Source organism: Xenorhabdus sp. PB61.4 (assembly GCF_963894935.1).
In the GTDB taxonomy this organism is placed as follows: Bacteria; Pseudomonadota; Gammaproteobacteria; order Enterobacterales; family Enterobacteriaceae; genus Xenorhabdus; species Xenorhabdus stockiae.
Genome location: NZ_CAWQJR010000195.1, coordinates 54365 through 73267 on the forward strand (window position 1 = coordinate 54365; position 18903 = coordinate 73267).

Consider the following 18903-nt stretch of genomic DNA (forward strand, 5'->3'; position numbering starts at 1 on the left):
TTTTACTCCGCAATAATTTCCAATACCGCATTAACAACCCGATCCACATCGTCGTTACTCATATCTGGAAAAAGGGGTAACGAACAAAGTGTCGCTGAATTCCATTCAGATTCAGGCAAAGACAGAGTTGGATAGCGCTCCCGATAATATTTTTGTGTATGTGCCGCTCTGAAATGTAACCCTGTGCCAATATTGCGTTCTTTCAAACGAATCATGAAAGTGTCACGGTCAATACCGCAAACTTTTTGATCAACACGTACCATGAATAAATGATGAGAATGCTGGTGTTCATATTCAGGAACGCTCAGCATTTTTAGAGGAGAATCGTGAAGAGCAGCGGTATAACGAGCCACCAGCTCCCGACGGCGGGCATTCATGGAGGCCAGTTTCCCTAACTGAACAACCGCTATTGCCGCATGAATATCTGACAGGTTGTATTTGAAGCCCGGTTCAATAACCTCAGCCTGTGGCTTCCGGCCCTGAAGCTGCCGATCAAATGCATCAACAGCCAGACCATGGAATTTCAGACTGCGGATTTTTTGCGCCAGCTCATCATTATCTGTAACAAACAAGCCACCTTCAGCGCATGTCATATTTTTGATAGCGTGGAAAGAAAAAATGGCGGTTCCTCGCTCACCTACCCATTCATTTTTATAACGGGTTCCTACTGCATGAGCCGCATCTTCAATTAAGGGAATGCCCGCCTCTTCCGCAACCATACGTAAAGCATCAAGATCACAGGGAGCACCAGCATAGTGGACTGGAATAATTGCTTTAGTTTTCGGGGTAATCGCCTGCCTGACCGTTTCCGCACTGACCATCAATGTATCACGATCAACATCGACCATGACCGGTTCAGCGCCTGACAGACAAATCATATTAATGGTGGAAACCCAAGTTTGGGAAGGAGTGATAACTTCATCACCGGGGCCTATTTTCAATGCTAATAATGCCAAATGCATCCCGGCCGTAGCCGAATACAGAGCAATAGCATGTCTGCAACCAAACATTCGGGCAAAATCCTGTTCTAGCTGCTGGTTTTGTGGCCCCGTAGTGATCCAACCTGAAAGTAAAACCTGTTCGACTGCCTCAACCTCTTCACGCCCAATCGATGGACGGGAGAATGGTAAAAAATTGTTCATAATCGCCTTGCGTAGCCTGACTCATTTTATAATTGGAAGACATTCTGACGAACACTTCATAGACAAAATAACAACAAGCAAACAAACTGAGGGCAATCAACGAAAAAGAGAGAAAAAACAATCAACCAAGGTGATTTCTATCTTTGAAGATTAGAGATGATCTACCCTCCATAATTTATAGCCAGTATTTTGGATATGTCTAATATTTACTTCAAAAATTTCGGATAAATTTCTTTCATTCATCACATTATGTGGTCGACCAGACATAATCAACTCACCACGAGCGAGCAACCATACATTGTCAGCCTGTTCATAAGTGTGATTAAGATCATGGCTACTCAATAAAACTGTCCCTCCCAATACACAAAATTGGTTAATTAATTTATCTAAAATAGCTTGCTGTGTGATATCAAGATTATTAGTCGGCTCATCAAGCAACAGTAATTTTCCTACCGGATTAAGTTCAGGCCATACCTGCAAAAAAGTGCCCGCTAATCTCACCCGCTGCCACTCACCTCCAGATAATTGTCCAATTGTTGAAGCCAGTAACGCAGTCAGTTTCAGTTGCTGACAAATTTCATGTAATACCTGTTCACCTTCAGACAGGGAAGCCGACTCAGGGCGATACATATCCAGATATTGAAAAACAGGCATGGCGGGAGCTGAAACCGACTGAGAGAACCACGCCCGACACTGCGCCAGTTCCCTCTGCCGATAATCACTTAATTTTTTACCGTTAAGGTGAATCGTGCCATCATGAGGTAAAATACCGGCAATAGCCGCAAGCAAAGTACTTTTTCCAGAGCCATTCAGCCCTACCAAATGAACTTTCTCTCCGGCCTTGACGGAGGCAGACAGCGAATTCAGTCTGTTGTTGACAGTAATATTATCCAATACTAAAAGTGGTAGCTGAATCATACTATCTTCCCTATTCTCGTTTTTTGGTACTTCCCCATCATTTTTTAAAGCTCTTTATATCCGTGGCGCTTTCAATAATAACCAGATAAACACAGGCGCTCCCAGAGTTGCTGTAACAACCCCTATCGGTATTTCCGCATGGGATAAAGATAAACGAGAGAATAAATCTGCCAGTAATAAACAACTGCCACCGGCTAATGTGCAGGCAGGTAATAATGTTTTATGATCCGTCAAACCAATCAGCCTTAAAATATGGGGAATGACTAACCCGATAAAACTAATCGCTCCGGCAAGCGCTACACTCAAACCAACCAGTAATCCCACTGCGGTTACAAATAAATTACGCCAATTATGATGCGAGATCCCTAATTGCTGTGCTTGTAATTCACCCAGAGAAAGATAATTAAGTGTTTTTCCGGTTCTACTTAACCAAAGGATCAACGGGCACAATGCAATCACCAGCCATATTTGGCGCCAGTCAATACCACTGAAACTGCCCATCATCCAATACATCAATTGGCGTAAGTCGAGACTGGTACTGAAATAAACCATCCATGTCATTACGGCACCAAATACTACTCCGAAAGCAACCCCGATTAATAATAAACGTGCATTAGTCATTTGGTGCTTTTTAGCAAATCCCAGCAGAATTGCAGTCATAAAAAGTGCCCCTAAAACCGCACCAGCACTTAATAGCCATAATGGGGCAATACCATGAAAAATGAGGATCAAAAAAACAACCACTACCCCTGCCCCATTACTAACACCCAATAATCCGGGTTCAGCCAGCGGATTCTCAAATAACGCCTGCATAACTGCACCTGACACCGCCAGACTGGCACCAACAACAAATACTGCCAATGCTCTGGGCAATCTCAACTGCCAAATAAACAACTGGGCGGAATCAGACAGCCATTGAGTTGGCCAGAACCATATTTCACCGGCAGACAGCGATAAAATAAATAATCCAACAGATAAAATAAGCAGGAGAGCTATCACTCGGTAGTCACGTTTTTTCTGACGAGTGAGGAGTTCAGAAACAGAATAAATCGGTAAACGATGTTTCGATAACATGAGAAATGAAAATATTCAGGATAAAGAGCAAGAAAAAGACCGCTAATCGCGGCCTTTTCATATTTTATTCTTTTGGTAACGCTTTTTCTACCCGACTCTTCAACTTTTGCCCAGGGCGAAAGGTGACGACACGACGAGCAGTAATAGGTATATCCTCGCCAGTTTTCGGATTACGACCTGGACGTTGATTTTTATCTCTCAAATCAAAGTTACCAAATCCAGATAACTTAACCTGCTCCCCATTCTCCAAAGAACGACGCACTTCTTCAAAGAACATTTCCACTAGATCTTTAGCGTCACGTTTGCTAATACCCAGTTTTTCAAACAGATTTTCTGACATTTCAGCTTTAGTAAGCGCCATAAGTTCAGTCCCTCAAGGATGCTTGGAATCGCTGTTCTAATGCAGCAACGCATTTGCTAACGGTCGCAGCAATTTCTTCTTCTTCCAGTGTACGCGAGGTATCCTGCAAGATTAAGCTAATAGCAAGGCTTTTATAGCCTTCCGCGACACCTTTACCACAATACACGTCAAATAAGTTTATGCCAACTATATGATTTACGCCAACTTTCTTACATTCAACCAGAATATCTTCTGCAGCTACATTTTCCGGCACAACTATCGCGATATCACGGCGATTGGATGGGAAGCGAGAAACTTCCTTCATTTCAGGAATTATGCGGTCCGCAAGTTTGTCCCACAACAATTCGAATACCACGGTGCGGCCATTCAAGTCAAGTTTACGTTCCAGCTCTGGATGAACGACCCCGATGTAACCAATGTATTTATTTCCCAGATAAATCCCAGCACTTTGTCCGGGATGCAAGGCAGGATGTTCTTCTGCTTTAAAGGAAATCTTGGATAGTTTACCCGTCAGTTCTAAAACGGATTCTAAATCACCTTTCAAATCGAAGAAGTCAACTGCTTGTTTTTCAATCGACCAATGCTCATCGAAACGATTTCCGGCGATTACTCCACCAAGCATCAATTCCTGACGAATACCATATTCTGCGCTTTCATCAGGCACAAAACGTAGACCTGATTCAAATAATCGCACTCGGTGTTGCTGACGGTTCTGATTATAAGCAACTGTCGTCAGTAATCCGGTTAGCAAAGACAAGCGCATTGCTGACATATCAGCCGAAATCGGATTTGGCAGAATTAATGCTTCCTGTTGCGGGTGTAATTGCTGCTGGAGTTTCGGATCAACAAAGCTATAGGTGATAACTTCCTGATAACCTTTGTCCACCAACATAGTTTTGACACGCTTAAGAGATAAATCAGCTTCACGGTGTGAAGTCATGACCAAATCGGCGCGTACAGGTACATCAGGAATATTGTTGTAGCCATAAATACGGGCAACTTCTTCAACCAGATCTTCTTCAATCTGCATGTCGAAGCGCCAGCTCGGAGCTACTGCTTCCCAATTACCATTCTGAACTGTTACCTGACAGCCCAGACGGCTCAGGATGTCCGTTACCTGCTCATCAGCAATATGATGACCAATCAAACGATCCAATTTATTACGAGTCAATGTAATAGTTGCTGGCTTTGGTAAATGAGACTCACTGGTAACATCAATAATTTCACCAGCTTCCCCACCACAAATAGCAACCAGTAACTGTGTTGCGTATTCCATTGCTTTAAATTGCAACTGCGGATCAACGCCACGTTCGAAACGATGAGAGGCATCTGTATGCAAACCATAACGACGGGCACGGCCAGTAATTGCCAATGGTGCAAAGAAAGCACACTCCAGCAGAATATGTTGTGTTTTTGTACTAACACCAGAATATTCGCCGCCAAAAATTCCTGCCATTGCAAGTGGTTGCTTTTCATCAGCAATCACAAGCGTATCAGCAGAAAGTTCCACTTCATTTCCATCCAGCAGGGTTAATTTTTCACCCTGCTCTGCCAGACGGACAATAATAGAACCGTCTAAACGCTCTAAATCAAACGCGTGTAATGGCTGGCCCAGCTCAAGCAACACGTAATTAGTGACATCAACAACAGGATCGATAGAACGAACTCCACCACGACGCAGTTTTTCGCGCATCCACAGTGGCGTTTCTGCTTCGACATTGACGTTATTGATAACTCGCCCTAAATAACGCGGACAAGCTTCTGGAGCGTCAACACGAATAGAGAATGTCGCATCTGTAGCGGGTTTAACAGGCTCGATTTCCGGCTCATTCATGGACAATTTATTGATAACGGCAACATCGCGGGCAACGCCCTGAATGCTCAGGCAGTCTGCGCGGTTAGGCGTAATGCTGATTTCAATCGCACTATCATCCAATTTCATGTAATCGCGCAAATCGGTACCAATTGGCGCATCAGCTGGTAATTCAATAATGCCATCGTGATCGTTGCTAATTCCCAGCTCAGAAAGCGAACAAAGCATGCCTTCTGACGGCTCACCACGTAATTTGGCCGCTTTAATTTTAAAATCACCTGGTAATACAGCACCAACGGTAGCAACTGCTACACGCAGGCCCTGACGGCAATTTGGTGCACCACAAACGATATCGAGGAGCCTATCTCCACCAACATTAACTTTTGTGACGCGCAATTTGTCTGCGTTCGGGTGTTGAGCACATTCAACAACTTCACCGACGAAAACACCGTTAAATTGACCCGCTACTTTTTCAACGCCATCAACTTCTAAGCCTGCCATGGTGATTTGATCAGACAGTTCTTCGCTACTAATGGCAGGATTCGCCCATTCGCGTAACCAGAGTTCACTGAATTTCATGAAATATTCCCGCCTTATTTAAACTGTTTGAGGAAACGCAAATCATTTTCGAAGAAAGCACGTAGATCGGTGACACCATAACGCAGCATCGTCAAGCGTTCCATTCCCATACCAAAGGCAAAACCAGAATAAACTTCAGGATCAATGCCAACATTACGCAATACGTTCGGGTGAACCATGCCACAGCCTAATACTTCCAGCCATTTGCCATTTTTACCCATCACATCAACTTCTGCGGATGGTTCAGTAAACGGAAAATAGGATGGGCGGAAACGAACCTGCATATCTTCTTCAAAGAAGTTATTCAAAAAATCATGCAGCGTGCCCTTCAGATTGGTGAAGCTGATATTCTTATCAACAATCAATCCTTCTATCTGATGGAACATTGGGGTATGTGTCTGATCGTAATCATTCCGGTATACCCGACCTGGTGCAATGATACGGATAGGTGGCTGACCTTCTTTCATTGTGCGGATCTGAACACCTGACGTTTGCGTACGTAGCAAACGTTTTGCATCAAACCAGAATGTGTCGTGATCAGCACGAGCCGGGTGATGTGCAGGGATATTCAGCGCGTCAAAGTTATGGTAGTCGTCTTCAATTTCCGGACCAGCTTTAACAGAAAAACCTAACTCACCAAAGAAAGTTTCAATTCGTTCAATCGTACGAGTGACTGGATGTAATCCGCCATTTTCCATACGACGGCCAGGCAATGAAACATCAATTTTTTCTGCTGCCAGACGGGCATTCAGAACATCTGCTTCCAATTTGGCTTTACGTGCATTCAAAGCTTCCTGGACTTCTTGTTTTGCCTGGTTAATAACAGCCCCTGCCGCTGGACGCTCCTCGGCAGACAAGTCACGCAGCGATGACATCTGGAGAGTTAAATGGCCTTTTTTTCCCAGGTATTCAACTCGCACCAAATCCAACGCGGCAACATCCTGGGCTTCTTCTACGGCTGCTTTTGCGTTTGCAACCAGCTCAGTAAGATGTGACATCGTTTTCCTCTTCCTTCGGCCAGATGGCCTTTTAGTTGTTATCGACTATGCCCTCAGAATTTTTGTCTCTTAATGAGGTCATAAAAATAAAAAAGCCTCCAGACCGGAGGCTCAAGCGCTGTTTTTCGTTTCTTTTCTTACGCGCAAAGCCCCCTTATTTCAGGCGCTAAAGTAAAAAAAGAAACGAAAAAAGGCTAACTTCATCATTTTTATTCTCTCTCCCGTACCCTTTTCAACCCGACTATTTATGAACTGGCTAATCCAGCTAATAGTAAGCATATTTTGAAAAAAAGTAAAAGAGGGAGCAAAGGCTCCCTCTTTTAACCTGACTTATGCCAGAGCGCCCTTCGCTTTTTCAACCAGAGCAGCAAATGCTACTTTGTCGAATACAGCGATATCAGCCAGAATCTTACGGTCGATTTCAATCGAAGCCTTTTTCAGGCCGTTGATGAAACGGCTGTAAGACATGCCGTTCTGACGTGCAGCAGCGTTGATACGAGCAATCCACAATTGACGGAATTGACGTTTACGCTGACGGCGGTCACGGTAAGCGTACTGACCAGCTTTGATAACAGCCTGGAAAGCAACACGATAAACGCGCGAACGGGCACCGTAGTAACCTTTCGCTTGTTTCAAAATTTTCTTGTGACGTGCACGGGCAATAACACCACGTTTTACGCGAGCCATATACTTCTCCTATCGTCTCTGAGTTCTAATCTAAAAAAATGCTTGCTTATGCGTATGGCAGACAAGCAACAACCAGGCCCAGATCACCTTTGGAGACCATGCCTTTTGGACGTAAATGACGTTTACGCTTAGTTGATTTTTTAGTCAGGATGTGACGAAGGTTAGCGTGCTTACGCTTGAAACCACCACTGGCAGTTTTCTTGAAGCGTTTAGCTGCGCCGCGTACTGTTTTAATCTTTGGCATTTTAATATCCACTTCGCATTGTTAATTACAACGAACTAGTAAGGCGAACAGACCCCTTCCAAACTGGTTGGAGCCTGCTACTTGTATGCCTGACTATTTCTTCTTAGGAGCGAGCACCATGATCATCTGACGGCCTTCGATCTTCGATGGGAAGGATTCGACCACTGCCAGTTCACTCAAATCTTCACGAATACGGTTAAGCATTTCGATGCCAATCTGTTGATGCGCCATTTCACGTCCACGGAAACGCAGGGTGATTTTGGCTTTATCGCCATCTTCCAGAAAACGAATCAGGTTGCGTAGTTTGACCTGATAGTCGCCTTCATCTGTACCAGGACGGAATTTAATTTCCTTGACCTGAATAACCTTTTGTTTCTTTTTCTGTTCTTTGATTGACTTACTCTTCTCATAGAGGAACTTGCCGTAATCCATGATACGACAAACCGGCGGTTCGGCATTTGGGCTGATTTCCACCAAATCAACACCAGCTTCCTCAGCTTTTTCAAGAGCTTCTCTCAGATTGACAATCCCAATCTGCTCGCCATCTAACCCAGTTAAACGAACTTCAGAGGCGCGAATCTCTTCATTAATGCGATTTGGGCGCGCCGGTTGAATTCTTTTTCCGCCTTTAATACCTTATTCCTCCAATTGACGAAGATTGCGACTGCGTATTTCTGCCAGCAACTTCTCTGAGAATTCGCTGACATCTATGCTACCTAAATCTTTACCGCGGCGGGTACGAACGGAAACTTTTCCTGACTCGACCTCTTTATCACCACAGACAAGCATGTAAGGTACACGACGCAGAGTGTGTTCGCGAATTTTAAAGCCAATCTTCTCGTTTCTCAAGTCTGCTTTTGCACGAATGCCTACATCTTGAAGTTTTTTAACCAATTCCTGTACATAATCTGACTGACCATCGGTAATATTCATGACAACCACCTGTTGAGGTGCCAGCCATGTCGGGAAAAACCCGGCATATTCTTCTGTCAGGATACCAATGAAGCGTTCAAGGGAACCCAGAACAGCCCGGTGGATCATTACAGGAACCTTACGTTCGTTATTTTCACCGACATACGACGCACTCAAACGCGCCGGCAATGAAAAATCGAGCTGCACAGTACCACATTGCCACGCTCGATCCAAACAATCATACAAAGTAAATTCAATTTTAGGTCCATAAAATGCACCTTCACCCGGCTGGTACTCAAATTCAATACCATTTGTTTTCAAGGCCTCAGCGAGATCTGCTTCTGCTTCATCCCACTGTTTATCAGTACCAATTCTTTTTTCCGGGCGAGTCGATAGTTTAACAACAATCTTCTCAAAACCAAATGTACCATATACATCATAAATCATTTTGATGCAGCTGCTGACTTCCTGAAGAATTTGATCTTCAGTACAGAAAATATGCGCATCATCCTGAGTAAAGCCACGAACCCGCATCAAGCCATGCAGAGCGCCTGAAGGCTCATTACGATGACAGCTACCAAATTCAGCCATACGCAGTGGTAAATCCCGATAGGATTTTAGTCCCTGATTAAAAATCTGGACGTGCCCCGGGCAATTCATCGGTTTTACACAGTATTCACGGTTTTCCGACGAGGTGGTGAACATATTTTCTTTATAGTTTTCCCAGTGCCCCGTTTTTTCCCACAGGATACGGTCCATCATAAATGGGCCTTTTACTTCCTGATATTGGTACTCTTTTAACTTGACACGGACAAACGTTTCCAGCTCACGGAAAATTGTCCAGCCATCATTGTGCCAGAAAGCCATACCCGGCGCTTCTTCCTGCATATGATATAGATCAAGCTGCTTACCAATTTTACGATGGTCACGCTTTGCCGCTTCTTCCAGACGTAATAAATAAGCACTCAGCTGCTTTTTATCTGCCCATGCAGTACCATAAATACGTTGCAACATTTTGTTGTCACTGTTGCCACGCCAGTATGCACCTGCAACTTTCTGCAATTTGAAATAATGGCAGAAACGCATGTTAGGTACATGTGGGCCACGGCACATATCTACGTATTCTTCGTGATGATACAAACCAGGTTGATCATCACGGCTGATATTCTCATCCAGAATCTGGATCTTATACTCTTCACCACGAGCTGCAAAAGCATCACGAGCTTCCTGCCAGGTTACCCTTTTCTTGATAACATCATAATCTTTCTTGGCAAGCTCCATCATGCGTTTTTCAAGCAGCTCGATATCTTCCTGAGTCAAAGAGCGATCCAAATCGATATCGTAATAGAAGCCATTATCAATCACCGGACCAATTGCCATTTTGGTGTCAGGCCACAGTTGTTTGATTGCATGACCCAGCAAATGCGCACATGAATGGCGGATAATTTCCAGACCTTCTTCATTTTTACTGGTAATAATGGCCAGTGTGGAATCTGTTTCGATTAATTCACACGCATCTACCAATTCGCCATTAACACGACCAGCGATACACGCTTTTGCCAAACCAGTACCGATATCGCGAGCAACATCCATGACAGAAACGGCGTGCTCAAATTGACGTTGACTACCGTCAGGAAGAGTAATTACAGGCATTTAAAATCCTTATCTACAGTGGTGACCCACACGAAAGATCACTTGTATGAAATATTTACCTCAAGAATTCAATACGTTAATTGCGGGCACTTGCTGCACCATGCAAGTTATGTACACAGTTAAGTACACAAAATGACAAACGACTCATGTACACCGCTTTAACTCGACGGAGGATGTTATCACCCATATCATTCAGCAACAAATAAAAAGAACAACATAGGTATTATTATTCAATGGGCATAAATTCTTTTAGTCAAAAAAACGGCTGTTTTCCTGTAATTTCTCAGTCCCCAAGATTTCCTGACCCAAGGTTTGAAAAGACTTGAACGCTAATCACTCAATTTATGCTTCGACAATTCTGCATTTATTCTTTTTATTCGCCCCGGTGATACACTTAACGTCAAAAAACAGATCCCCAGCAATTCTAAAATAACCATCAGAAATATCATAACTACCGTATTCAGACTACTAATATCCTGACCATCCACATATAATATTTTAAATGCAATAAAAAGCATCAAAACAAAAATAACAACAGACATTAATTTCTCAATCCAATAATTGAAAACATAAGAAGCATCAATTTTTATTTTTGCAAAATCCGAATTCACCATGACATATCTTTTTAATCTTTTAATATCGAATATATACCCTGCTTCAATGCCTAGACTGGTTAATTGCATGACTAAGTGCCTAAGATCCTTTGATTTAACCTTAGTCACTTTAAACATAATCTCAGAAGTAATAATATCTTTAATATAGACTTTATCTTCCTCACTCAGGTATTCATCATATTTCTCAAGATAATCAATATTGTTTGTGAGCCTTCTATTCCTAAAAAAATTCAGGCTGCTATAGACATTTTTAAGCATGACCCAGATACCTCCGAGAAACGCTGTCAAAGCAGACAATATTGATGCTATAGCAGAGTAATTTTTTATTACCCAGTTCAGCAAGTCATCAAACATACATTCACCGTCATTGTTTACATAGATAACTATAGTATGAATGCCATATTCAAATTTTCCTGTTTCATACCACTTGTATGGCTAATACTGATGCTGACGAAGTAATTCTGTCCTTTTTTAAAATCTATAACCCCACAAAATTCTCTAAAAATCACTCTAAATTGAGGTAGGCATTCTTCACTTTCCATAAATAACGAGGTGCCTGTGGTGCAGGATGATTATTCTGGACATACTGATAAAATTCATTCGGTGTCATTCGGTTAATTTTATTAATCGCCAGCTTACGATCTGAATCAAATGTCCGCAATAACGCCCCTGTGCCATTAACATAGGCAACTATTGTTGCATAATATAAAGTTTCAGGATTAATAATTCCGCTTAGATGCTGTTTTTTCAAAATACTGATATAGGCAGTACCAAGATCAATATTCGTTTCAGGGTCTTTCAATTCACGCATAGTGGGCTGCCCTGACTTACCTTTCAGTCGATAGGCATCCTTACCTGCTGTAGAGGCTTTAATCTGCATCAATCCAACTGCATTAGATTTGCTGATAACTTCTGGGCGAAAACCGGATTCAACCTGAATAATTGCCCTGATCAAAACTTCATCCACCCCATAACGTTTTGCAGACTGTGCAATAAAATTATCAAAGGGTGTTGCTCTTCTCTGATTATTCAATTTATTCTGCGACCCCATAATGCCATCGTCGCCGAATATTCTTTTCGATATTGATTTATGGTCATTTTTTACTTGTTGAGATTCCTGATTTGTACATCCTGTTAGCAATATCATCAGAAAAATATGAACATGAATAAACTTTAATCTCACGAAAAGTTCTCCTAAACTAAAATTAACCTTATAAAGCATATATAATTTTATGAATAAAATGAAAATATTTTTAAATATCTCATCAAAATAAATTGAGGCAGTTATATTCAATAAACTTCAAAACACTAGACAACATGTTGTTTTTTTGTTCGCATAGTGATTTTAGAAACCAGAAAAATTCAGGATAACCTGCAAAATTATCAATCATATCACTGTATCACCTTGACTTTACAAAGATGATATTGATAATCATTATCAACAATCACATGTATAACAAATAAGGTTTACAACAATGAACAAAAAACGTTCTTTTTCTGTTCTCCCGATACTCAGTATGACTATTACCCTCTTCACTGTTACCTTATTCAGCCTGCAAGCTCATGCAGATAAAAAATTCAGGGTTGTAACTACATTTACCATTATTCAGGATATGGCTCAAAATGTCGCAGGGGATGCTGCTATTGTTGAATCCATTACAAAACCCGGCGCAGAAATTCACGATTACCAACCCACCCCTAAAGATATCATTAAGGCGAAGCGAGCTGATCTAATCCTCTGGAACGGGTTAAATCTGGAACGTTGGTTTGAACGTTTTTTTGAAAATATGCAGGATATTCCTGTCGCTGTAATCACCGAAGGTATTACCCCACTCCCGATCCGCGAAGGGCCTTATAATCAGAACCCTAATCCTCACGCCTGGATGTCTCCGAATAACGCTCTTATTTATATCGAAAATATCCGTAAGGCTTTAGTCAAAAACGATCCACAAAATGCAGATACTTATAACCGTAACGCCAAAATTTATGCTGACAAGATAGCCAAACTGGATGCGCCATTAAGAGAGCGCCTTTCTCGTATTCCTGAAAATGAACGCTGGCTGGTAACCAGTGAAGGTGCATTTAGCTATCTCACACAAGACTATGGTTTCAAAGAGGTCTATTTATGGCCAATTAATGCCGAAGCACAAGGTACACCACAGCAGGTCCGCCGTGTCATCGATACGATGATAGAACATAAAATCCCTGTTGTTTTCAGTGAAAGTACTGTTTCAGATAAACCCGCAAAACAAGTCAGCAAAGAGACCGAGGCACGATATGGCGGCGTACTTTATGTTGATTCCCTCTCTACAGCAAAAGGCCCTGTTCCTACCTATATCGATCTGTTGAATATGACAGTCGATACTATCGCAAAAGGATTTAATCAATGAAAAACGCATCATCATTATTTGAAAAGCCACATTTATTAGTCGATAACGCTACTGTTACTTACAACAACGGCCATACTGCAATTTATGATGCGAGCTTTGATATCACAGGCGGCACCATATGTGCATTAGTAGGAATGAATGGCAGTGGGAAATCGACATTATTCAAAACTATTATGGGGTTAGTTACTCCATCTCAAGGAAAAGTTACCCTTAATGAGCAATCCATAAAAACAGCACTGAAAAAGAATATCATTGCATACGTTCCACAAACCGAAGAAGTAGACTGGAACTTTCCGGTTCTGGTTTCTGATGTGGTGATGATGGGGCGCTATGGGAAAATGGGCTTCCTTCGCAGGCCCAGTAAGCTCGACCATCAAATCGTACACCGTTCACTGGAACGTGTCGGGCTGATTGAACTGCGTGACAGACAAATCGGTGAACTTTCTGGTGGACAGAAAAAACGGGCATTTCTGGCACGCGCACTGGCTCAGGAAGGAAAGGTTCTACTTTTAGATGAACCTTTTACCGGGGTAGATGTTAAAACTGAGAATGCCATTATTGATTTGCTTCGTGACCTGCGTGATGAAGGACACTTAATTTTAGTCTCCACACATAACCTCGGCAGTGTTCCCGAATTTTGTGACCATGTTATTTTGATTAATCGCACCGTTCTGGCCAGTGGCCCAACTGAAACTACATTCACGCAGAAGAATCTGGAAACCACATTTGGCGGTGTTTTACGTCATATCAATCTCTCTGGCCCTGAACTCCATGACGATGACGATCCTCGTTCCCTGACCGTCATTACAGATGATGAGCGCGCTGCCGTATTTTACGGTCATGATAATCATGTTCCTCCACGACAAAGTCAAAAACAGAAGGACGAACAGTTATGATGGAACTGTTGCTACAGCCATTTAATTATAACTATATGGTGAAGGCCATGTGGGTAAGTGCCATTGTCGGCGCTGTCTGTGCTTTCTTGTCAGCCTATTTAATGCTAAAAGGCTGGTCACTGATGGGGGATGCCCTCTCCCACTCTGTGGTGCCCGGAGTTGCCGGTGCCTATGCCCTCGGTTTACCTTATGCCGGCGGTGCTTTTTTTACCGGTATGCTTGCAGCATTATCGATGACTCTCGTACGCCACATCACACGATTACGTGAAGATGCCGTGATTGGGTTTATATTTTCCACTTTTTTTGCTGCCGGGTTATTGATCGTTTCTTTAAATCCGACATCCGTTAATGTACAAACCATCATCCTCGGCAATATTCTGGGGATCGCTGATGAAGATGTATTGCAGGTAGAAATCATTATTGCTGTATCTTTTATTGTGCTGATGCTGCTCTGGAAAGATCTACTGGTTGTGTTCTTCGATGAAAACCATGCCCGATCTATCGGGTTATCCCCATTACGCCTGAAAATTATTTTCTTCACTTTATTAAGCGCCTGTACTGTTGCAGCCTTACAGACAGTTGGCGCTATTTTGGTTATTGCTATGGTCGTAACTCCAGGAGCAACTGCGTATCTGCTGACAGACCGCTTTAAGAACCTGCTTATCATTTCAGTTGCCATAGGTGCTTTAACCAGTTGTATAGGCGCATATATTAGCTACTTCCTTAATGGTGCAACCGGAGGAGTCATCGTTACCTTACAGACACTGATTTTCCTGCTGGCTTTCTTCTTTGCGCCTAAGCACGGTATGCTGGCCTCTCGCCAACGAGCTAAAAAAGAATCTCAGGCACTTACTCAGGGAGAGCACTCATGAATACCTTGATTGAGTTCATCACAGAACCTTTTATGCATGATTTTATGCAACGTGCCATTGTGGCTGCGATCGTCGTGGGAACTGTCTGCGCAGTACTATCATGCTATTTAGTGCTGAAGGGGTGGTCATTAATGGGAGATGCCATTTCCCACGCAGTATTGCCGGGAATTGTTCTGGCATTTGTTGCAGGAATACCACTTGTAATAGGTGCTTTCCTTTCCGGAATATTTTGCGCATTTGCCACTGGATATCTGAAAGAGCACAGCCGGGTTAAGGAAGATACCGTTATGGGTGTTGTGTTTTCTGGCATGTTTGCATTTGGTCTGGTCCTTTTTACCCGCATAGATACAGAACAACATTTGACCCATATTCTATTCGGCAGTATCCTCGGTATTACCCAAAATGAACTAATCCAAATAATGTGTATTGCAGGATTCACTCTGGCCGTTGTTCTTCTGAAACGTAAGGATTTCATGCTATATTGCTTTGATCCTAATCAGGCAAAAGTTGTCGGTTTACCAGTAAAATTGCTGCATTATGGCTTATTATCTCTTTTGGCTCTAACCATTGTTGCCTCATTACAAGCTGTTGGGATTATTCTGGTTATTGCAATGTTAATATCTCCCGGGATCATTGCTTTTATCTTATGTCGGAATTTTGAACGTATGATGATTGTTGCCATAATAGCATCAGTCACATCCAGTGTACTTGGTACAATAGTCAGCTTCCACATTGATGGTGAAACCGGAGCATGCATTGTTATCATTCAGGCTATTTTCTTCGCATTTGCCGTTATTTATGACCAAATAAAATTAGCCAGAAAGAAAATGCATAGAAAACAGGCCAAGGATATATTATCCCCATCAGTGTGAGTCTTCAGTAAAATCAAATTAGGGGGCCTATATCTAATTTAAATATGGCCCGCTAATCAGGATTTAAATTCTGTTTTAAACTGTTCAACCACTGCATCTGTATGTAATATGAGCATAGTAATTGTCAACTTAATGAGGTGAGTCATGTGGCAAACTGTTAGCCGTCTATTAAGTGAACATTTTGAAGAGGCAGAAATCCGCAACAAAACGGAATTATCAGGGGGAGATATTCACCGCTCTTGGTCTATTGAGTACGGCGATCAGCATATCTTTGTTAAGTCCAATACGAAAGAAATGTTGCCTATCTTTAAAACAGAAGCGGAACAACTGGAATTATTAGCCCGTAGCAACACAACCAAAGTACCTGAGGTCTATGGCGTTGGGCATGACCGTAATCATAGCTTCCTTTTACTCGAATATCTTCCTATCAAACCATTTGATGCCCACAACGCATACTGTTTTGGTCAACAACTTGCCCGGCTTCACCAATGGAATGAACAACCCAAATTTGGTTTTGATTTTGACAACATGCTTGGAACGACAATCCAGCCTAATGGATGGCAAAAACGCTGGAACCAATTTTATGCAGAAAAGCGTATTGGCTGGCAATTACAACTTGCATCAGATAATGGCATGGTATTCGGAAACATCGATGCAATTGTTGAAAAAATCAGTAATAAACTGCACTCTCATCAACCTGAACCATCTTTATTGCATGGTGATTTATGGCCAACGAATTGTGCATCTTTAAATCACAATTGTGTCGTTGCATTTGATCCTGCCTGTTATTGGGGGGATCGTGAGTGTGATCTCGCTATGCTTCCTTTTTACCCTGAGCTCCCTCTACAGGTTCTTGATGGCTATCAAAGCGTTTGGCCACTACCGTCAGATTTCATCGAACGGCAGCCTCTCTATCAACTCTATTATTTATTGAATCGCTGTAACCTTTTTGGCGGAGATAATTTTATCACTGCACAAAGTATCATTGATAATATATTATCCGAATAAAAATCCGATCTGATTCAGAATAGCTACATAATCAGATTTAAAATCTAATCGAAGAGTTAACTAGATCAATCTAAATTTGCTTGTTTATTATTTTATTAATAAAAAATCAAAGGAGGTAAGAAAGCTAAACTATAACAAAAGATTAATTATATTAATTTCTTTTTGTGAAATTTATGAAACAGACAAATATATACTTAATTAATTTCAAACTACGCTGTAGTGGCAAGAAAACGAGTCCACTGGAGTAGTGTTTATGAAAATACTGACAGGGAGGAGCAAGCATTGCCAACAAAGATGCAATCTGAAAAACAACAGATACGATGTAGCTGCGGAACTCAGTATCCCGCAGCTATGATATTGCATCACCAACCTAATAATTTTGATAAAAAATAGGCAATTGCACCAATAATAATAGGTGATATATAGAGAGTGAATATTTGACTGAATAATGAGTGACGTGGGAATTCTACCTTAGCTTCCAGCTGTTCTTTAGTGACATCACTTTCTTTTGCTTTCTCAAGGATCACATGATCTTCAATCTGTTCCCTAATAAATTTGAATTGACGGTATATCCTTAAACCAGATGCGCTCATCGCCAAACCAACAAACATCAGGAAATAGATGACTAAAAAACTAGCATTCGCTCCTGTGAGCGCCACCACATAATCTGGTGTTGGAGAATGTCTCCAAAAAAAATCTAAAAACGGTGTATTGAACTTAATCACGTCAGCCATCATTTTTAAAAAATCATTCAAGACTGCGTTAATACCATCACCTTTAACTCCATGCAGCCATACCAAATTGACTACTGAAACTAAAGTTGACAAAAAAGCGGGTATAAAAATAATCCAACCCAATAGCCGCTTCGTGATAGCTACATACCTTGCCTGTGAATACGTCATTGATACTCCTCATGCGCATATATCCAAAAGATTTCAAGTTGTAACGCGAAAGTAAGTGAATTAATCACCAGAAGCATATACTCCTCGCCTTTCAAATTTCCTTTTTATTGGCTGGGCAAGTTCATTTTTGACTAATTTACTGCTCCCTTGCCGCCACGATGCAATGTAAAATCCATTGAGTATAGATATATGTTCTGGGCAAGGGCCAGTTAAATATTAGTGTTATATGTTAATAAATAAAAGATTTTTCTTGTTTACCCCCTGTTCAACCAGGATAAAACCCTCTATACTAGCGCACTGTATACATAAACAGCAATCAGCTCCAGTAATCAATACAACAAACAATCTAGTATAAATAATTATGACAGCAGAAGGACACCTTCTCTTTTCAGTTGCCAGCCTTGTATTGGCTCACCAGCTAGAAATCACTCCAGAAATAGCACAGGGGGATTGGTTCCACATGATTCCCGGTGTACTTTTGGCTTCTTTATTACCAGATATTGATCATCCACATTCAACTTTAGGTAGACTATTCCGTTTTATTTCCGTTCCTATTGCCCGGCTTTGCGGGCACAGAGGGTTCACTCATAGCCTACTGGCTCTGACAGTCGGTGTTGTTCTGTTTCAGACTGAAATACCCCCTGAGTGGCCTATACCAACTGATTTTATCCATGCCATGCTCATAGGGTATATTAGCCACCTAATCGCAGATATGCTGACACCCGCAGGTATTCCTCTCTTATGGCCACTGAAAATGCGTTTTCGAATTCCTATCTTGAGGGGAAAAGAACGTAAAAAAGCAGAGCGATTTATAGCAGTTTTACTTGTAGTAATTGCTATTCTTATTCCACAACATATCAATCTTTCATTTATGGATTATTTTGATAAATTGCAATTCGATAAACTGCAACTTGATCAATTACACATTGATAAATTACAAAATTTGTACAAATAATTGAGTTTATTTT

The 18903-nt window shown here is 41.8% G+C and carries 20 protein-coding genes and 1 other annotated feature; of the genes, 6 read left to right on the forward strand and 14 right to left on the reverse strand.

Annotation, left to right across the window (positions count from 1 at the left end; all coding sequences use genetic code 11):
* Positions 1-2: 2 nt before the first annotated feature.
* The 13 genes from arnB to AACX68_RS16905 all read right to left on the reverse strand — a co-directional run bounded on the left by arnB (position 3) and on the right by AACX68_RS16905 (position 12178).
* Positions 3-1142, reverse strand: a complete 1140-nt coding sequence (arnB, locus tag AACX68_RS16850; protein ID WP_228858147.1) for a UDP-4-amino-4-deoxy-L-arabinose aminotransferase — start codon at positions 1140-1142, stop codon at positions 3-5.
* Between the two features lie 150 nt (positions 1143-1292).
* Positions 1293-2060: a vitamin B12 ABC transporter ATP-binding protein BtuD gene (btuD, locus tag AACX68_RS16855; protein ID WP_228858148.1), complete on the reverse strand. Its 768-nt coding sequence runs from the start codon at positions 2058-2060 to the stop codon at positions 1293-1295.
* 54 nt (positions 2061-2114) lie between these two features.
* Entirely contained in the window at positions 2115-3134 is a 1020-nt protein-coding gene (btuC, locus tag AACX68_RS16860) for a vitamin B12 ABC transporter permease BtuC (protein ID WP_228858149.1), read from the reverse strand.
* A 64-nt stretch (positions 3135-3198) separates the two neighbouring features.
* Entirely contained in the window at positions 3199-3495 is a 297-nt protein-coding gene (gene ihfA / locus AACX68_RS16865) for an integration host factor subunit alpha (protein WP_086953402.1), read from the reverse strand.
* Between the two features lie 4 nt (positions 3496-3499).
* The gene (pheT, locus tag AACX68_RS16870) at positions 3500-5887 is read right to left on the reverse strand and encodes a phenylalanine--tRNA ligase subunit beta (RefSeq protein ID WP_228858150.1); all 2388 of its coding nucleotides are present in this window, start codon (positions 5885-5887) and stop codon (positions 3500-3502) included.
* A gap of 14 nt (positions 5888-5901) precedes the next feature.
* Complete coding sequence (gene pheS, locus AACX68_RS16875; protein ID WP_099108186.1) at positions 5902-6885, reverse strand: phenylalanine--tRNA ligase subunit alpha; 984 nt, start codon at positions 6883-6885, stop codon at positions 5902-5904.
* A gap of 85 nt (positions 6886-6970) precedes the next feature.
* Positions 6971-7095, reverse strand: a sequence feature (Phe leader region).
* Positions 7045-7164 (reverse strand): pheST operon leader peptide PheM, encoded by a 120-nt coding sequence (gene pheM, locus AACX68_RS20210; RefSeq protein ID WP_370630270.1) that lies wholly within the window; start codon positions 7162-7164, stop codon positions 7045-7047. It overlaps the preceding feature by 51 nt.
* Before the next feature lie 51 nt (positions 7165-7215).
* Positions 7216-7572 carry a 50S ribosomal protein L20 gene (gene rplT, locus AACX68_RS16880; protein ID WP_010847342.1) on the reverse strand — a complete coding sequence of 119 codons (357 nt, stop codon included), beginning with the start codon at positions 7570-7572 and terminating at the stop codon, positions 7216-7218.
* Between the two features lie 46 nt (positions 7573-7618).
* Complete coding sequence (gene rpmI, locus AACX68_RS16885; RefSeq protein ID WP_006118955.1) at positions 7619-7816, reverse strand: 50S ribosomal protein L35; 198 nt, start codon at positions 7814-7816, stop codon at positions 7619-7621.
* Positions 7817-7909: 93 nt separating this feature from the next.
* Positions 7910-8449: a translation initiation factor IF-3 gene (gene infC / locus AACX68_RS16890; protein WP_099108187.1), complete on the reverse strand. Its 540-nt coding sequence runs from the start codon at positions 8447-8449 to the stop codon at positions 7910-7912.
* Positions 8450-8452: 3 nt separating this feature from the next.
* Positions 8453-10381: a threonine--tRNA ligase gene (gene thrS / locus AACX68_RS16895; RefSeq protein ID WP_228858151.1), complete on the reverse strand. Its 1929-nt coding sequence runs from the start codon at positions 10379-10381 to the stop codon at positions 8453-8455.
* 329 nt (positions 10382-10710) lie between these two features.
* On the reverse strand, positions 10711-11349 hold the full coding sequence (locus tag AACX68_RS16900; protein WP_228858152.1) for a hypothetical protein: 639 nt from the start codon (positions 11347-11349) through the stop codon (positions 10711-10713).
* A gap of 151 nt (positions 11350-11500) precedes the next feature.
* Positions 11501-12178, reverse strand: a complete 678-nt coding sequence (locus tag AACX68_RS16905; RefSeq protein WP_228858153.1) for a transglycosylase SLT domain-containing protein — start codon at positions 12176-12178, stop codon at positions 11501-11503.
* Positions 12179-12470: 292 nt separating this feature from the next.
* On the opposite strand from AACX68_RS16905, the gene AACX68_RS16910 reads away from it, so the two are divergent.
* From AACX68_RS16910 to AACX68_RS16930, 5 genes are all read left to right on the forward strand, one after another.
* A complete protein-coding gene (locus AACX68_RS16910) occupies positions 12471-13385 on the forward strand; it encodes a metal ABC transporter substrate-binding protein (RefSeq protein WP_370630271.1) in 915 nt (304 codons plus the stop codon).
* Entirely contained in the window at positions 13382-14281 is a 900-nt protein-coding gene (locus tag AACX68_RS16915; RefSeq protein ID WP_228858154.1) for a manganese/iron ABC transporter ATP-binding protein, read from the forward strand. The genes AACX68_RS16910 and AACX68_RS16915 overlap by 4 nt, the downstream gene beginning before the upstream one ends.
* Complete coding sequence (locus AACX68_RS16920) at positions 14278-15153, forward strand: metal ABC transporter permease (RefSeq protein WP_228858155.1); 876 nt, start codon at positions 14278-14280, stop codon at positions 15151-15153. The genes AACX68_RS16915 and AACX68_RS16920 overlap by 4 nt, the downstream gene beginning before the upstream one ends.
* A complete protein-coding gene (locus tag AACX68_RS16925; RefSeq protein WP_228858156.1) occupies positions 15150-16025 on the forward strand; it encodes a metal ABC transporter permease in 876 nt (291 codons plus the stop codon). The genes AACX68_RS16920 and AACX68_RS16925 overlap by 4 nt, the downstream gene beginning before the upstream one ends.
* A gap of 144 nt (positions 16026-16169) precedes the next feature.
* Positions 16170-17033, forward strand: a complete 864-nt coding sequence (locus AACX68_RS16930) for a fructosamine kinase family protein (RefSeq protein ID WP_228858157.1) — start codon at positions 16170-16172, stop codon at positions 17031-17033.
* 362 nt (positions 17034-17395) lie between these two features.
* On the opposite strand, the gene AACX68_RS16935 is transcribed toward AACX68_RS16930, so the two are convergent.
* A complete protein-coding gene (locus AACX68_RS16935) occupies positions 17396-17935 on the reverse strand; it encodes a YniB family protein (protein ID WP_228858158.1) in 540 nt (179 codons plus the stop codon).
* A 361-nt stretch (positions 17936-18296) separates the two neighbouring features.
* Here AACX68_RS16935 and AACX68_RS16940 point away from each other — a divergent pair, with 361 nt between their 5' ends.
* Positions 18297-18890, forward strand: a complete 594-nt coding sequence (locus AACX68_RS16940) for a metal-dependent hydrolase (RefSeq protein ID WP_228858159.1) — start codon at positions 18297-18299, stop codon at positions 18888-18890.
* Positions 18891-18903: the final 13 nt, after the last annotated feature.

Bases quoted from the DNA above. Each gene is read 5' to 3' on its own strand.
- arnB (WP_228858147.1), bottom strand. From the start codon at position 1,142: ATGAACAATTTTTTACCATTCTCCCGTCCATCGATTGGGCGTGAAGAG.
- btuD (WP_228858148.1), bottom strand. From the start codon at position 2,060: ATGATTCAGCTACCACTTTTAGTATTGGATAATATTACTGTCAACAAC.
- btuC (WP_228858149.1), bottom strand. From the start codon at position 3,134: ATGTTATCGAAACATCGTTTACCGATTTATTCTGTTTCTGAACTCCTC.
- ihfA (WP_086953402.1), bottom strand. From the start codon at position 3,495: ATGGCGCTTACTAAAGCTGAAATGTCAGAAAATCTGTTTGAAAAACTG.
- pheT (WP_228858150.1), bottom strand. From the start codon at position 5,887: ATGAAATTCAGTGAACTCTGGTTACGCGAATGGGCGAATCCTGCCATT.
- pheS (WP_099108186.1), bottom strand. From the start codon at position 6,885: ATGTCACATCTTACTGAGCTGGTTGCAAACGCAAAAGCAGCCGTAGAA.
- pheM (WP_370630270.1), bottom strand. From the start codon at position 7,164: ATGCTTACTATTAGCTGGATTAGCCAGTTCATAAATAGTCGGGTTGAA.
- rplT (WP_010847342.1), bottom strand. From the start codon at position 7,572: ATGGCTCGCGTAAAACGTGGTGTTATTGCCCGTGCACGTCACAAGAAA.
- rpmI (WP_006118955.1), bottom strand. From the start codon at position 7,816: ATGCCAAAGATTAAAACAGTACGCGGCGCAGCTAAACGCTTCAAGAAA.
- thrS (WP_228858151.1), bottom strand. From the start codon at position 10,381: ATGCCTGTAATTACTCTTCCTGACGGTAGTCAACGTCAATTTGAGCAC.
- AACX68_RS16900 (WP_228858152.1), bottom strand. From the start codon at position 11,349: ATGTTTGATGACTTGCTGAACTGGGTAATAAAAAATTACTCTGCTATA.
- AACX68_RS16910 (WP_370630271.1), top strand. From the start codon at position 12,471: ATGAACAAAAAACGTTCTTTTTCTGTTCTCCCGATACTCAGTATGACT.
- AACX68_RS16915 (WP_228858154.1), top strand. From the start codon at position 13,382: ATGAAAAACGCATCATCATTATTTGAAAAGCCACATTTATTAGTCGAT.
- AACX68_RS16920 (WP_228858155.1), top strand. From the start codon at position 14,278: ATGATGGAACTGTTGCTACAGCCATTTAATTATAACTATATGGTGAAG.
- AACX68_RS16925 (WP_228858156.1), top strand. From the start codon at position 15,150: ATGAATACCTTGATTGAGTTCATCACAGAACCTTTTATGCATGATTTT.
- AACX68_RS16930 (WP_228858157.1), top strand. From the start codon at position 16,170: ATGTGGCAAACTGTTAGCCGTCTATTAAGTGAACATTTTGAAGAGGCA.
- AACX68_RS16935 (WP_228858158.1), bottom strand. From the start codon at position 17,935: ATGACGTATTCACAGGCAAGGTATGTAGCTATCACGAAGCGGCTATTG.
- AACX68_RS16940 (WP_228858159.1), top strand. From the start codon at position 18,297: ATGACAGCAGAAGGACACCTTCTCTTTTCAGTTGCCAGCCTTGTATTG.